This is a genomic window from Streptomyces sp. NPDC029041 (assembly GCF_040637515.1).
In the GTDB taxonomy this organism is placed as follows: Bacteria; Actinomycetota; Actinomycetes; order Streptomycetales; family Streptomycetaceae; genus Streptomyces.
The window spans coordinates 102,190-115,655 of sequence record NZ_JBEZWO010000013.1; the positions used below are offsets into that span (position 1 = coordinate 102,190).

Here is a 13,466-nt window from a genome sequence, read left to right on the forward strand (position 1 = left end):
TCGGTCAAGCGGACTGCTAATTGCCTGCGGCGCGTCGGGCAGCCGCGTCCTCCCGGTGGTCCTCCGAGTGGTCCTCCGAGTGGGCCTCCGAGTGGCCCTGCGGGCGACCCTCCACGTGATCCTCCAGCCGCCCCACGCGCAGCCCCCTGGCCTCGATCTCCCGCAGCAGCCGCAGCGTCCGTGCGGCCAGGGTGCGCGGCTCCGTCCCGTCCGACGGCACCGAGACGATGTCGCCGGCCCGCAGCCCACGCTCGCCGCGGATGTACGTCAGTTCGCCCTCGGCGTTCAGGGACGCGCGCCACAGGACGACCGCGGTGATGCCGCAGTCGGCGGCGGCGCGCAGGGTCGTGGTGTCGTACGTGCCGTAGGGCGGGCGGAAGAGGCGGGGGACGGTGCCGAAGCGGGAGCGGAGTTTGTGCTGCTGGCCGCAGATCTCGGCGCGTTGGCCGGCATAGGGCAGGCCGCGCAGGGCGGGGTGGTCGAGGGTGCGGTTCTGGAGGGACGCGCCGACCGCGCGCAGCCGGGCGAAGTGGCCGTAGCCGGGCCCCGTGACGCTGTCCGTGAGGAACAGGCTGACCGGGAGCCGCCGTTCGCGGACGAGGCCCGCGAAGCGGGGGTCGCGTGCGGCGCCGTCGTCGTAGGTGAGGAAGACGACGGGTTCGCGGGTGGCGACATGGTCCACCACGGGCGGCAGCCGCCGCGTGTCGTTCACCTCGCGCGCCGGGGCCCGGGCCCGGCCGTCGGCGATGCCCGGCCGCTCTCCCGCCGCCCCGGAGCAGCCGGACAGCAGGAACGCGCACAGCAGTACGGCCGCCCGGCGCCTCACAGGTAGTCCTCCAGCCGCCCGACCGCGTACCCCTGGGCCGTGACCTTGTTCAGGAATCGGCGGATCATGTCGGCCATGGTGCCCTTCCACTGGTCACGACCCCGGAAGTGCGTGAGGACGATGTCACCCGGATGCAGCTTCCGGCCCCCGTCGCGGTACTCCCAGTGGTCGGCGAAGACCTCCTCGTTCCACAGGGGCACGTAGGTGATGCCGCAAGTCCTGGCGGCCCGCAGGGTCGCCCGGTCGTAGCTGCCGTAGGGCGGGCGGAAGAGGGTGGGGCGGGTGCCGAACCGCCTCTCCATGTAGCGCTGCATGCCGCAGATCTCGCGTTTCTGCTTCCGGTAGGACATGCCCCGCAGGTTGGGGTGGTTGAGGGTGTGGTTGTGCAGGACCACGCCCCGGGACTGCATCTTCCGGAAGTAGCGGGTGTCGTTCCTGACCAGGTAGCCGCTGAGGAAGGCGCTGTAGGGGACGTCGAGCTCGCTCATCATCCGCAGGAACGCCGGGTCCTTCTCCGCGCCGTCGTCGATGGTCAGGAAGACGACCTTGTCCCGGGTGGGGATCCTGGTGAAGACGGGCGGGAGGTCCAGCTTCCGGTGGCCGTCCACCTCGAAGCCCTTGCGGGTCCTGACCCTGGGCTTCTTCGCGGGGGCGGGCGGGGCGGCCGACGGGACCTTGCGCAGACCCCAGCGGTGCGCGGCGGCGACCCGGGCGGCCTGCGCGGCGCGCAGCTTGGTGGCGTAGGAGTCGAGCGCGCGGGCCGGGGGTGCGTCGAGGGGCTGCTGGCCGCCGGCCGGGGTGACCTGGTCGCCGCCGTCCTGCGCGCAGCCGGAGGCGATGGCGGCGAGGACGAGCACGGCGACGACGATCCGTACGCCGGCGGACGCCCGTCCCGTCGCCCACCTTTTGTCATTTTGTACGACTGCTCGCATGATGCCGGATCCTCGCAGCCCCCTGCCGTCGGCCCGGTCCGACACCTCGGCCGGCGTCCCGTCATCCCCCGACCGGCCCACACACCGGCCGCACGCCACGAGCGGCCCGCTCAGCCGTCGCTCGCACCGGACCGGCCACCGCCGGTCCGGCCCCTGCCCCCGTGGCCGACAATGATCCGGTGAACGACCTCGCCCTCCTCCTCACCCCCGAAGGCCGCGCCCTCCTCGACGAGGTGCGGGACACCGAACCCGCGCAGGAGCTGGCCGTCGCGACCCGGCTGCGCCGCGAGCACCCCGCCGAGCTGGTGTCGGCGGCGCTGGGCCAGGCGCGGCTGCGGCAGCGGGCGGTGGCGAAGTTCGGAGCCGAGGACGCGGGCCGGATGTTCTTCACACCGAACGGCGTCGAGCAGTCGACCCGGGCGAGCGTGGCGGCCCACCGGGCGCGGCGGTTCGCGGAGCTGGGCGTGACCTCGGTCGCCGACCTGTGCTGCGGCATCGGCGGGGACGCGATCGCGCTGGCCCGCGCCGGAATCCGGGTCCTGGCCGTGGACCGGGATCCGCAGACCGCCGCCGCGGCCCGGGCCAATGCCGACGCGCTGGGCCTGGCCGGTCTCGTCGAGGTGCGCGAGGCCGACGTGACGGAGGTGGACACGGCCGGATTCGACGCCGTCTTCGTGGACCCCGCCCGGCGCGGCGGACGCGGCCGGATCTTCGACCCCGAGGCCTACTCGCCGCCCCTGTCCTGGGCGGTCTCCGCCGCCCGCCGGGCCCCGCGCGCCGCCGCACTGAAGATCGCGCCCGGTATCCCGCACGAGGCGGTCCCCGAGGACGCCGAGGCCGAGTGGATCTCCGACGGCGGGGACGTCAAGGAGGCGGTGCTGTGGTTCGGCACCGAGCCGGGGGCGGTCCGGGCGACCCTCCTGCCGGGCCCGCGCACCCTGCTCTCCCGTGGCCTGCCCGACCCCGGCGTCCGCCCGCCCGGCCGCTACCTCTACGAGCCCGACGGCGCCGTCATCCGGTCCCACCTGGTCGCCGAGGTGGCCGACCGGGTCGACGGCGGCCTGCTCGACGCGACCATCGCGTACGTCACGGCCGACGCCCTGCTTCCGACCCCGTACGCCACGGCCTACGAGATCACCGACCACCTGCCCTTCAACGTCAAGCGGCTGAAGGCCCTCCTGCGGGAGCGGCAGGTCGGCACGCTGACGGTGAAGAAGCGGGGCTCTGCGGTCGAGCCGGAGGAGCTCCGCAGGAAGGTCAAGCCGCAGGGCCCGCACGCGGCGACGGTGTTCCTGACCCGGGTCGCGGGGGCGCCGGCGATGCTCGTCGGGCACCCCGCCTGACCTTCAGGACGGTTCGGCCGCCCTCCGCAGCAACAGGTCCCGCTCCCTCTCGTTCCGGGTGAGCGACGCCGCCCGTTCGAACTCCGCACGGGCCTCCCGCGTACGGCCGAGGCGGGCGAGGAGGTCGCCGCGGACGCTGGGCAGCAGGTGGTAGCCCCGCAGGGCCGGGTCGGCGGCCAGGGCGTCGACCAGGGCGAGCGCCGGGCCCGGGCCCTCGGACATCGAGACGGCCACCGCGCGGTTCAGTTCCACGACCGGGGACGGGGAGCGGGCCGCCAGCAGGCCGTAGAGGGTGGCGATGCGGGACCAGTCGGTCTCCTCGTAGGTGTACGCGTGCGCGTGGCAGGCGGCGATGGCCGCTTGCAGGGTGTACGGGCCCGGGGCGCCGGAGGAGGTGGCCTCGGCCCGGCCCAGCGCGGCGAAGCCGCGGGCGATGAGCATGCGGTTCCAGCGCGAGCGGTTCTGGTCCTTCAGGAGGACCGGCTCGCCGGACGGGCCCGTGCGGGCAGCCGTCCGGGAGGCCTGGAGCTCCAGGAGGGCGGTGAGGCCGTGCACTTCGGGTTCCTTCCGCATCAGGGCCGAGAGCACCCGGGCCAGGCGCAGGGCGTCCTCGCACAGGGAGGGGCGGAGCCAGTCGTCGCCGGCCGTGGCGGCGTATCCCTCGTTGAAGATCAGGTAGATGACGTCGAGGACCGAGCCGAGGCGGGCCTCGCGGTCGGCGCCGTGGGGCACCTCGAAGGCGATGTTCCGCGTCGCGAGGGTGCGTTTGGCGCGGACGACGCGCTGCGCGATCGTCGGCTCCGGGACCAGGAAGGCGCGGGCGATCTCGGCCGTGGTCAGGCCGCCGAGCAGGCGCAGGGTGAGGGCGGTGCGGGCCTCGGTGGACAGGACCGGGTGGCAGGCGGTGAAGACCAGGCGCAGCAGGTCGTCGTCGATGTCGTCGGGATCGGCGGGCTCCTCCGGGGGCGCCACGGCCGACAGGTCCCGGCCGATCTCCGCCAGCTTGCGGGCGTAGTTCTCCCGGCGCCGGACCAGGTCGACGGCGCGGCGGCGGGCGGTGGTCATGAGCCAGGCGCCCGGGTTGCCGGGCACCCCCTCCCGCGGCCACTGCTCCAACGCCGCGACCAGCGCGTCCTGTGCGAGTTCCTCGGCGATGCCGACGTCCCGGACGACCCGGGTGACGCCGGCGATGATCCGGGGCGACTCCATGCGGAAGACGGTCTCGATGGCCTCGGCGGTGCGGTCGGGCCGGGGCGGTGGGGACGGGTCCGGGGCCGGGGCCGGGGGTGAGGTCGGCTCCGAATCCAGGCCGGTCTGCGGGCCTTTGGCCGATTCCGGGGCCGGGGCGGGGTCCGAGGCCGGGGCAGGACCCGAGACCGGGGCCGGGCCCGCATCCGGGGTGGGCCGCGAGGCCGGGGCGGGCTCCGGGGCCGAGGCCGGGGCCGGGGCCGGGTCCGAGGCCGGGGCCGGGGCCGGGGCCGGGCCCGCATCCGGCGTGGGCCGCGACGCCGGGGCCGGGCCCGCATCCGGGGTGGGCCGCGAGGCCGGGGCCGGGGCCGGGCCCGCATCCGGCGTGGGCCGCGACGCCGGAGACGGCTCCGAGGCCGGGTCCGAGACCGGGGCCGGGGCCGAGGCCGAGGCCGGGCCCGCATCCGGCGTGGGCCGCGACGCCGGGGCGGGCTCCGGGTCCGGGGCAGAACCCGAGACCGGGGCCGGGCCCGCATCCGGCATGGGCCGCGACGCCGGAGACGGCTCCGAGGCCGAGGCAGGGCTCGAGGCCGAGGCAGGACCCGAGACCGGGGCCGGGCCCGCATCCGGCGTGGGCCGCGAGGCCGGATGCGGCTCCGGGGTCGGGGTGGGCTGCGGGGTCACAGCCCACCATCAGACACCCGTGGTGCCGTCCGGCCAAGCCCCATCAGACACCCGTGGTGCCGTCCGGCCAAGCCGAACCGGCGCGAGGGCCGGTCAGTCCTCGGCGATCTGCCGGACCTCGGCGGTGATCGTCCAGTAGTCCTCGTGCAGGGACAGGAACCGCTTGGTCCACTCGATCGCCTCGGCCTTGTCCTTGCACTGGCTGATCGAGTAGCCGCCGATGACCTCCTTGGACTCGGTGAACGGCCCGTCGGTGACGGACAACTGCCCGCCCTCCCAGGTCACCCGGCTGCCGTCCGAGGTCGGCGTGAGTCCGGCCGTGTCGAGCATGACCCCGGCCTTGGTGATCTCCTCCAGCAACGTGCCCATCCGCTCCATGAGCTCGGGGCTCGGACCCTCGGCGGGGGCGTTCTTCTCGTCGATGCGGATCAGGGTGAGAAAGCGTGGCATGGTCACTCCTCGGGTTCTGCGGAGCGGGGCGCTTCCCCGCTCTCACCCCTGCGTCGATCGGGGGCCCGCCGGATCGACACGCTCGCCGCGATTTCTTCGCGGATTTCTACCGCGACGCGTTTACCCAGTTCAGCGCAGCGACTCCCACAGCTTCCGGGCCTGGGGTTCCTCGGCCACCACCCGGTTGGGATCCGACGGCGCCTGCACCACGGGCATCATGACGGTCCGTACGCCGCTCGCCGAGAGGCCATGGAGGCTCTGCCCGAGGCCGGTCAGTTCCGCGAGGGAGTCCAGGCCGGTGTCGGTGGTGAGGCCGGCGGTGACCGTGTCGGCGACGCGGTACAGCTTGGCCGGGTCGGTGAGCAGATCCTGGGAGGCGATCTGCTCCAGCAGGGCCTTCACCAGCTTCTGCTGAAGGCCGATGCGGCCCAGGTCGCTGCCGTCGCCGATGCCGTGCCGGGTGCGGGCGAGCGCGAGGGCCTGGGTGCCGTCCAGGTGATGGGTGCCCGCCTTCAGCCGCAGATGGCTGTCCTCGTCGGCGATGTCCTCCTCCGTGGTGACGGTGACGCCGCCGAGCGCGTCGACCAGCCGGGCGAAGCCGGAGAAGTCGATTTCGAGGTAGTGGTCCATGCGGACGTGCGTCATCGCCTCGACCGTCTTCACCGCACAGACCGGACCGCCCACCTCATAGGCGCTGTTGAACATGGACCGGTGGGCGACTTCTGTCGTACCCCCGGCGGGGCGTGGGCAGGACGGGCGGGTGACCAGGGTGTCGCGCGGGATGCTCACGATCGTCGCGCTGGTCCGCCCGGCGTCGAGGTGGACGACCATCGCCGTGTCGGAGCGGGCGCCCGAGCTGTCACCGCCGCCGAGCCTGCGGTTCTCCTTGCCGCTGCGCGAGTCCGAGCCCAGGACCAGGATGTTGAGGGCCTCGCTCGGCACGGCGGGGGCCGCGGGTGACGGCGTGGTCACCGGCTTGGGCGGCCGGTTGTCGCCCAGCGCGTTGTCGATGTCGACGCCGGTGATGTTGTCACTGAGGTGCCAGTAGGCCCATCCGGCGGCTCCGGCGCCCAGCAGCAGCGTCCCCGCCAGGATGAGGCCGGCGATCCTCAGCGCTCTCGACCGCCGGCCCGCTTCTGCGTCCTGATCCCCCTGATGTCCCGTCACGAGCAGGAACATAAGTCCGAATTATTACGGCCAGGGAGTTCAGCACGGCCTTTCTTCGGAAATTCTCAGATTTCAGGGCGCAGGACCGCCGAAACTTTCGGCGGGCCTGCCGATTGGCTTCGGCTCGGGCGGAGGTGTCCGAAACCCGTCCCCCGATACGGCGCCTACCGCTCCCCCGGCTCCGCGGTACTGCTGCGCACCACCAGGCTCGTCGCCAGCTCGACGCGGGTCGCCGCCGGAGTCCCCTCGTCCCGCCCCAGATCGAGGAGCAGCTTGGCCGCCGCCTCGGCCATCTCGGTCAGGGGCTGCCGTACGGTCGTCAGCGGGGGCCCGACCCAGGGCGCCACGGGCAGATCGTCGAACCCGACCACGCTCAGGTCCTCGGGGATGCGCAGCCCCAGCTCACGTGCGGCCTCGTACAGTCCGAGCGCTTGCAGGTCGTTCCCGGCGAAGACCGCGGTCGGCCGGTCGGGGCGGCGCAGCAGCTCCAGCCCGAGCCGGTAGCCGGCCTCGTGGTGGAAGTCGCCGCTCGCGATCAGGGCGGGATCCACCGGCAGCCCGGCCGTCTCCAGCGCGGCCCGGTAGCCGTCGATCCGGGCGCGGCTGCACATCATCTGCGAGGGCCCGCTGATCGCGCCGATCCTGCGGTGCCCCAGCTCGACCAGATGCCGGGTGGCCGCGAGACCGCCCTGCCAGTTGGTCGCGCCGATCGACGGCACGTCGGCGCCCGGGTCGCCGGCCGGGTCCATCACCACGAACGGGATGGACCGGCTGGTCAGCAGCGCCCGCTGCGACGCGTCGAGCCCGGACAGGACCAGGATCACGCCGTGCGGCCGGCGCGCGGCGACCTGGTCGGCCCACGTCCGCCCGGGGGTGAGCCGCCCCGCGCTCTCGGACAGCACCACACTGAGGCCGGCGTCCCGGGCCACGTTCTCCACACCCCGGATGACCTCCATCGCCCAGGCGCTCTCCAGCTCATGGAAGACCAGGTCGATCAGGGGCGAACGCGTCGCCTCGGCGCGGCGTCGCCGGTAGCCGTGGACGCGCAGCAGGTCCTCGACGCGGGCCCGGGTGGCCGGGGCGACGTCGGCGCGGCCGTTCAGGACCTTCGAAACAGTCGGCGCCGACACACCGGCCTCACGGGCGATCTCGGCGAGCGTCGCGGTCTGCGCGGTGCGCCCCTGCGTCCGGTTCTGCGTCCGGCTTTCAACGGGCTCCGGGGATGTCATGGCGGCGATCGTAACCCTGCGGGCCCCCTTGACGAAGTCCTCGCACCGCCATAGGTTCCCGGAACATTCGAAGTTCATAACGAAACATTCGTGAAAACGTTCGTGAGAGGGCCGTCCGTTCCCCCGACAGGAGCTTCATGACCACCGCGCCCTGGCGTGACCCCGCGCTGCCCGCCACCGCCCGCGTCGACGACCTGCTCTCCCGGATGACCCTGGAGGAGAAGACCGCCCAGTTGTACGGCGTGTGGGTGGGCGCCGCGACGGACGGCGACGGGGTCGCTCCGCACCAGCACGACATGACCGTCGAGTACGACTGGGCCGAGCTGATCAGCCACGGGCTGGGCCAGCTCACGCGCTCCTTCGGCACCGCCCCCGTCGACCCGGCGCTGGGCGCGCAGGCACTGGCCCGCGCCCAGCGCCGCATCACCGAGGCCGGGCGCTTCGGCATCCCGGCGATCGCGCACGAGGAGTGCCTGGCCGGCTTCACCGCCTGGCAGGCCACCGCCTACCCGGTCCCGCTGGCCTGGGGCGCGACCTGGGATCCGCCGCTGGTCGAGCAGATGGCCCGGCGCATCGGCGACGACCTGCGCTCGGCCGGCGTCCACCAGGGCCTCGCGCCCGTGCTGGACGTCGTACGCGATCCGCGCTGGGGCCGTGTGGAGGAGACGATCGGCGAGGACCCGTACCTGGTCGGCACGGTCGGCGCGGCCTATGTGCGGGGCCTGGAAGCTGCGGGAGTCGTCGCCACGCTCAAGCACTTCGCCGGGTACGCCTCCTCGGCCGGTGCCCGCAACCTCGCACCGGTACGGGCCGGCGTCCGCGAGTTCGCCGACGTGACCCTGCCGCCCTTCGAGATGGCCCTGCGCGAGGGTGGCGCCCGCTCGGTGATGGCGGCCTACACCGAGACGGACGGGGTCCCGGCCTCCGCGGACCCCGGGCTGCTGACCGGTCTCCTGCGCGAGGAGTGGGGCTTCACCGGCACGGTCGTCGCCGACTACTTCGGCATCGGCTTCCTCCAGACCCTGCACCGCGTCGCCGCGACCCCGGCCGGGGCGGCCCACGCGGCGCTCACCGCCGGCATCGACGTCGAACTGCCGACCGTCAAGTGCTACGGCCGGCCGCTGCTGGCGGCGGTCCGCTCGGGCGAAGTGCCCGAGGAACTCGTGGACCGGGCGGCCCGCCGCGTCCTGCTCCAGAAGTGCGAACTGGGCCTGCTGGACGAGGACTGGACCCCGGAGCCCACCACCGCGATCAACCTCGACTCGACGGGCAACCGCATCCTCGCGCGCCGCCTGGCGGAGGAGTCGGTGGTCCTGCTCGACAACCCCGACGGCCTGCTCCCGCTGGCCCCCGACACCCGCATCGCGGTGGTCGGCCCCCGGGCGGCCGACGCCCTGGCCATGCTGGGCTGCTACTCCTTCCCGTCCCACGTCCTCACCCACCACCCCGAGGTGCCGGCCGGCATCGAGATCCCGACCCTCCTGGACGCCCTGCGCACCGAACTCCCCGACGCCAAGGTGACCTTCGCGCAGGGCTGCGACGTGACGGACCCGGACACCGCCGGCTTCGAGGAGGCCATCGCCCGCACCGTCGAGGCGGACGTGTGCGTGGCGGTCCTCGGGGACCGGGCGGGCCTGTTCGGCCGCGGCACCTCCGGCGAGGGCTGCGACGCCACGGACCTCGGCCTGCCGGGCGCCCAGGGCGAACTGCTGGACGCGCTGGTCGCCACCGGCGTCCCCGTGGTGCTGGTGCTGCTGACCGGCCGCCCCTACGCCCTGGGCCGCTGGCACGGCCGCCTCGGGGCGGCCGTGCAGGCGTTCTTCCCGGGGGAGGAGGGCGGCCCGGCGGTCGCGGGTGTCCTGTCGGGCCGTGTGAATCCCTCGGGCCGCCTGCCCGTCAGCGTCCCGCGGGTGGCGGGCGGACAGCCCTGGACCTACCTCCAGCCGCCGCTGGGGCTCGCGGGCGAGGTCAGCAATCTCGACCCGACCCCGCTGTACGCCTTCGGCCACGGCCGCTCGTACACGGCGTTCGCCTGGGAGGACGGCACCGCGACGGAACCGGCCGGGATCGGCACGGACGGCTCCCACGACGTGTCGGTGACCGTCCGGAACACCGGCGGACGCGAGGGTGCCGAGGTCGTGCAGCTGTACCTGCACGATCCGGTGGCCTCGGTGACCCGCCCCGACGTCCGGCTGATCGGCTACCGGCGGGTGGAGCTGGCCCCGGGCGAGGCGGCCCGGGTCACGTTCCGCTTCCACGCGGACCTGTCGGCGTTCACCGACCGCTCGGGCCGCCGGGTGGTCGAACCGGGCGCCCTGGAACTGCGGCTGGCCGCCTCCAGCACGGACGTACGGCACACCGCGCACCTCACCCTCACGGGCCCGGTACGGGCGCTCGGCCCGGAGCGGCGGCTGCGCTGCGAGACGGAGGTGTCCCCGGTCCCCGGCGGGAACGGCCGGCCGTGACCGGCCCGGTCAGTCGACCGCCACCGACTCGAACCGCCAGCGATGCACCGCCCGGGTGATCAACTCACCGATCGGCTCGGGCAGTTCGGGCAGCTCGGCGTCGAAGGGGGCGTCCCACCAGGTGAGGACGAGGACCCGGTCCCGGGGCGCCCGGAAGGTCTCCCGGCGCAGGGGCTCCCGGGGAAGCTCCTGGGCCCGCGCCCAGGCCAGCAGGTCCTCGCCCCGCCCCTCGGACGCCCGGGCCTCCCACATCAGCGCGACCGTCACGAGTACAGGTTCTCCTCGCCGGCCTCGTGCACATGGTCGTGATCGCCCGGGACATGAGGCTCCGTCACCGGCAGCGAGGAGTCGGCCGACAGGTCCCAGCTCGACGCCGCCCGGCCCCGGGCGACCATCTCGGCGCCGAGGGCGGCGACCATCGCGCCGTTGTCCGTGCACAGCTTGGGCCGCGGCACGCGCAGCCGGATCCCGGCCGCCTCGCAGCGCTCCTGGGCGAGGACGCGCAGCCGGGAGTTGGCGGCCACACCGCCGCCGATCATCAGATGGTCGACGCCCTCGTCCTTGCAGGCCCGGACGGCCTTGCGGGTCAGCACGTCCACGACCGCCTCCTGGAAGGAGGCCGCCACGTCCCGCACCGGCACCTCCTCCCCCGCCGCCCGCTTGGCCTCGATCCAGCGCGCCACGGCGGTCTTCAGCCCCGAGAAGGAGAAGTCGTAGACCGGGTCGCGTGGGCCGGTCAGGCCCCGGGGGAAGGCGATCGCGTTCGGGTCGCCCTCCTTCGCGTACCGGTCGATGACCGGGCCGCCGGGGAAGCCGAGGTTCAGCACGCGGGCGATCTTGTCGAAGGCCTCTCCGGCCGCGTCGTCGATGGTGGCGCCCATCGGGCGGACGTCGGAGGTGATGTCCGAGGACAGCAGCAGCGAGGAGTGGCCGCCGGAGACCAGCAGGGCCATGGTCGGCTCGGGCAGCGCGCCGTGCTCCAGCTGGTCCACGCAGATGTGCGAGGCGAGGTGGTTCACGCCGTAGAGGGGCTTGCCGAGCGCGTAGGCGTAGGCCTTCGCCGCGGAGACGCCGACCAGCAGGGCACCGGCGAGACCGGGACCGGCGGTGACGGCGATGCCGTCGAGGTCGCGGGCGGTCACGCCCGCCTCCTTCAGGGCGCGGTCGATGGTCGGGACCATCGCCTCCAGGTGGGCACGGCTCGCGACCTCCGGGACGACACCGCCGAAGCGGGCGTGCTCGTCGACGCTGGAGGCGACGGCGTCGGCCAGCAGGGTGGTGCCCCGGACGATGCCGACGCCGGTCTCGTCGCAGGAGGTCTCGATTCCCAGTACGAGGGGTTCGTCAGCCATTGATCTCGGTTCCTTGTACGGAGTTCTCGGGGGCGGTCAGGCGCATCACCAGGGCGTCCACGTTCCCCGGCTGGTAGTAGCCGCGCCGGACACCGATGGGCTCGAAGCCGAAGCGCTCGTAGAGCTTCTGTGCGCGGACGTTGTCGACCCGGCACTCCAGCATCACCTCGGCGCATTCGAAGGTGGTGGCCGCCCGCAGCAGCTCGGCCAGCAGCCGTCCGCCGAGGCCGGTGCCCCACAGGTCGCGGGAGACGGCGATGGTCTGGACGTCCGCCTGCTCGCCGGTGGCGACGAGACCGGCGTACCCGACGATCCCCGCTCCGGACTCGGCGACCACGTACCGCCGGTTGGCCCCGGGCCCGCGCGCGTGGGCGAGCTCGGACCAGAACATGCCCCGGGACCAGGCGTCCTCGGGGAACAGGTCCCGTTCCAGTTCCAGCACGGGGTCGATGTCCCACCAGCGCATCTCGCGCAGCGTGCACGTCACGGGTTCGGTCACTTGGGGGTGACCACCTTGTAGTTCTTGGGGACCTGGGCGTCGGGGCGGCGCAGGTACAGCGGCCGGGGCGCGGGGAGTTCCTCGCCGGCCGCCAGCCTCTCGGCGGCAAGCCGGGCGAGGGCGGCGGCGGAGACGTGCTCGGGCTCGTGCGCCTTGGGGAAGGTCTCCGGGTACAGCAACGCCCCGGCACCGATCGCGGGCAGCCCCGCGACCTGCTCGGCGATGTCGGCGGGCCGGTCCACGGCCGGGTCGGTCACCCGGGTGCGGGAGTCGGTGTAGCGGGCCCAGTACACCTCCTTGCGGCGGGCGTCGGTGGCGACGACGAACGGGCCCCGCAGGTCGGAGGCGTAGGCGAGGCCGTCCAGCGTGCACACACCGTGCACGGGGACGCCGAGCGCGAGCCCGAAGGTGTCGGCGGTCATCAGGCCGACGCGCAGCCCGGTGTACGGTCCCGGACCGATCCCGGCGACGATGCCGGTGACGGCGTCGAGCCGCAGACCGGCCTCGGCGAGCACCCGGTCGATCGCCGGCAGCAGCAGTTCCCCGTGCCGCCGCGCGTCCACCTGACTCGACGAGGCGATGACATCGCGTCCGTCGTGCAGTGCGACGGTGACAGCGGGCGTGGCGGTATCCAGAGCGAGCAAGAGCACGCAAACAGCCTACGGCTCCCCGGGGCCCGGCACGGCCGCGCCTGTCGGGTCGTCACCTGCTGCTACCGTCACCTGGAGTCACGACAAGCATGCAGGACGTGAGGTGGGCACCGGTGGCAGCCAGCAGCTCGGTAATCGTGGCCGGGCTCACCGCCGCGGCCCTCGCGACCGTCGGCCATCTCGCCCACGAGGCCGCCGAGAGCGTCCCGGCCGGGCTGGGCAGGGCGGCGAAGGAGGGCGTCGCCCCGGCGGCCGGTACGTCGAAGGCACCCCGGGTCGAGAAGGACCCCACCGCACTGCCCGACGACTCCGGGAAGGGCGCCCGGGTGGTGTACTCGCTGCGCGGCGACCGGGTGTGGCTGGTCGCGGGGGACGAGGCGATCAGCCGTACGTTCAAGGTCGACCCGAGCGATGTGGACCCGGCTCCGGGCAGCTACGCGGTGACGTCCCGCTCCAACTCGGTGACCGGCTCCGACGGCGTCCCGGTCGAGCACGTGGTGCGCTTCGCCAGTGTGGACGGCGTGGTCATCGGCTTCAGCGCGGCCGTGAACGAGTCGGCCGCCCCGGCTCCCGCCCCCGGCCACACGGTCCGCACGGGCGGCATCCGCGAATCCCGGGCGGACGGCGACGCGATGTGGACGTTCGCGACGATCGGCCGCACGGTCGTGGTCGTCCGCTAGG

13 protein-coding genes are annotated in these 13,466 nt (G+C 74.0%); 3 read left to right on the top strand and 10 right to left on the bottom strand.

Going from position 1 to position 13,466, the window contains the following annotated elements; all coding sequences use genetic code 11:
• Positions 1-16 precede the first annotated feature (16 nt).
• Both AB0F04_RS29845 and AB0F04_RS29850 read right to left on the bottom strand, forming a co-directional pair.
• A complete protein-coding gene (locus AB0F04_RS29845) occupies positions 17-826 on the bottom strand; it encodes a polysaccharide deacetylase family protein (RefSeq protein ID WP_362046959.1) in 810 nt (269 codons plus the stop codon).
• Positions 823-1,758: a polysaccharide deacetylase family protein gene (locus AB0F04_RS29850; protein ID WP_362046962.1), complete on the bottom strand. Its 936-nt coding sequence runs from the start codon at positions 1,756-1,758 to the stop codon at positions 823-825. Before AB0F04_RS29850 ends, AB0F04_RS29845 begins: the two co-directional genes overlap by 4 nt.
• A 179-nt stretch (positions 1,759-1,937) precedes the next feature.
• Between AB0F04_RS29850 and AB0F04_RS29855 the strand changes: the two genes are divergently transcribed.
• The gene (locus AB0F04_RS29855; protein ID WP_362046965.1) at positions 1,938-3,101 is read left to right on the top strand and encodes a methyltransferase domain-containing protein; all 1,164 of its coding nucleotides are present in this window, start codon (positions 1,938-1,940) and stop codon (positions 3,099-3,101) included.
• A gap of 3 nt (positions 3,102-3,104) precedes the next feature.
• Here the strand turns inward: AB0F04_RS29855 and AB0F04_RS29860 are convergent, their stop codons facing one another.
• The 4 genes from AB0F04_RS29860 to AB0F04_RS29875 form a co-directional block, all read right to left on the bottom strand.
• Positions 3,105-4,328 carry a sigma-70 family RNA polymerase sigma factor gene (locus AB0F04_RS29860; RefSeq protein ID WP_362047193.1) on the bottom strand — a complete coding sequence of 408 codons (1,224 nt, stop codon included), beginning with the start codon at positions 4,326-4,328 and terminating at the stop codon, positions 3,105-3,107.
• Positions 4,329-5,066: 738 nt separating this feature from the next.
• A complete protein-coding gene (locus AB0F04_RS29865) occupies positions 5,067-5,423 on the bottom strand; it encodes a YciI family protein (RefSeq protein WP_030854629.1) in 357 nt (118 codons plus the stop codon).
• A gap of 129 nt (positions 5,424-5,552) precedes the next feature.
• On the bottom strand, positions 5,553-6,602 hold the full coding sequence (locus AB0F04_RS29870) for an LCP family protein (RefSeq protein WP_362046968.1): 1,050 nt from the start codon (positions 6,600-6,602) through the stop codon (positions 5,553-5,555).
• Positions 6,603-6,754: 152 nt separating this feature from the next.
• Positions 6,755-7,819 carry a LacI family DNA-binding transcriptional regulator gene (locus AB0F04_RS29875; RefSeq protein ID WP_362046971.1) on the bottom strand — a complete coding sequence of 355 codons (1,065 nt, stop codon included), beginning with the start codon at positions 7,817-7,819 and terminating at the stop codon, positions 6,755-6,757.
• Positions 7,820-7,956: 137 nt separating this feature from the next.
• On the opposite strand from AB0F04_RS29875, the gene AB0F04_RS29880 reads away from it, so the two are divergent.
• The gene (locus AB0F04_RS29880) at positions 7,957-10,284 is read left to right on the top strand and encodes a glycoside hydrolase family 3 N-terminal domain-containing protein (RefSeq protein WP_362046974.1); all 2,328 of its coding nucleotides are present in this window, start codon (positions 7,957-7,959) and stop codon (positions 10,282-10,284) included.
• A gap of 9 nt (positions 10,285-10,293) precedes the next feature.
• Here the strand turns inward: AB0F04_RS29880 and AB0F04_RS29885 are convergent, their stop codons facing one another.
• From AB0F04_RS29885 to tsaB, 4 genes are read right to left on the bottom strand one after another with little or no spacing between them, the layout of a single operon-like run.
• Positions 10,294-10,551, bottom strand: coding sequence for a hypothetical protein (locus AB0F04_RS29885; RefSeq protein WP_362046977.1), 258 nt, complete (start codon positions 10,549-10,551; stop codon positions 10,294-10,296).
• A complete protein-coding gene (gene tsaD, locus AB0F04_RS29890) occupies positions 10,548-11,636 on the bottom strand; it encodes a tRNA (adenosine(37)-N6)-threonylcarbamoyltransferase complex transferase subunit TsaD (RefSeq protein ID WP_362046980.1) in 1,089 nt (362 codons plus the stop codon). Before tsaD ends, AB0F04_RS29885 begins: the two co-directional genes overlap by 4 nt.
• Positions 11,629-12,135, bottom strand: coding sequence for a ribosomal protein S18-alanine N-acetyltransferase (gene rimI, locus AB0F04_RS29895; RefSeq protein WP_362046983.1), 507 nt, complete (start codon positions 12,133-12,135; stop codon positions 11,629-11,631). Before rimI ends, tsaD begins: the two co-directional genes overlap by 8 nt.
• Positions 12,132-12,785: a tRNA (adenosine(37)-N6)-threonylcarbamoyltransferase complex dimerization subunit type 1 TsaB gene (gene tsaB / locus AB0F04_RS29900; protein WP_362046986.1), complete on the bottom strand. Its 654-nt coding sequence runs from the start codon at positions 12,783-12,785 to the stop codon at positions 12,132-12,134. The genes rimI and tsaB overlap by 4 nt, the downstream gene beginning before the upstream one ends.
• 113 nt (positions 12,786-12,898) lie before the next feature.
• Between tsaB and AB0F04_RS29905 the strand changes: the two genes are divergently transcribed.
• Entirely contained in the window at positions 12,899-13,465 is a 567-nt protein-coding gene (locus AB0F04_RS29905; RefSeq protein WP_362046989.1) for a hypothetical protein, read from the top strand.
• Position 13,466: the final 1 nt, after the last annotated feature.

What these genes read in the sequence shown, in the direction of transcription:
- tsaD (WP_362046980.1), bottom strand. Translation starts at nt 11,636, where the DNA reads ATGGCTGACGAACCCCTCGTACTGGGAATCGAGACCTCCTGCGACGAG.
- AB0F04_RS29870 (WP_362046968.1), bottom strand. Translation starts at nt 6,602, where the DNA reads ATGTTCCTGCTCGTGACGGGACATCAGGGGGATCAGGACGCAGAAGCG.
- AB0F04_RS29865 (WP_030854629.1), bottom strand. Translation starts at nt 5,423, where the DNA reads ATGCCACGCTTTCTCACCCTGATCCGCATCGACGAGAAGAACGCCCCC.
- AB0F04_RS29875 (WP_362046971.1), bottom strand. Translation starts at nt 7,819, where the DNA reads ATGACATCCCCGGAGCCCGTTGAAAGCCGGACGCAGAACCGGACGCAG.
- AB0F04_RS29850 (WP_362046962.1), bottom strand. Translation starts at nt 1,758, where the DNA reads ATGCGAGCAGTCGTACAAAATGACAAAAGGTGGGCGACGGGACGGGCG.
- AB0F04_RS29880 (WP_362046974.1), top strand. Translation starts at nt 7,957, where the DNA reads ATGACCACCGCGCCCTGGCGTGACCCCGCGCTGCCCGCCACCGCCCGC.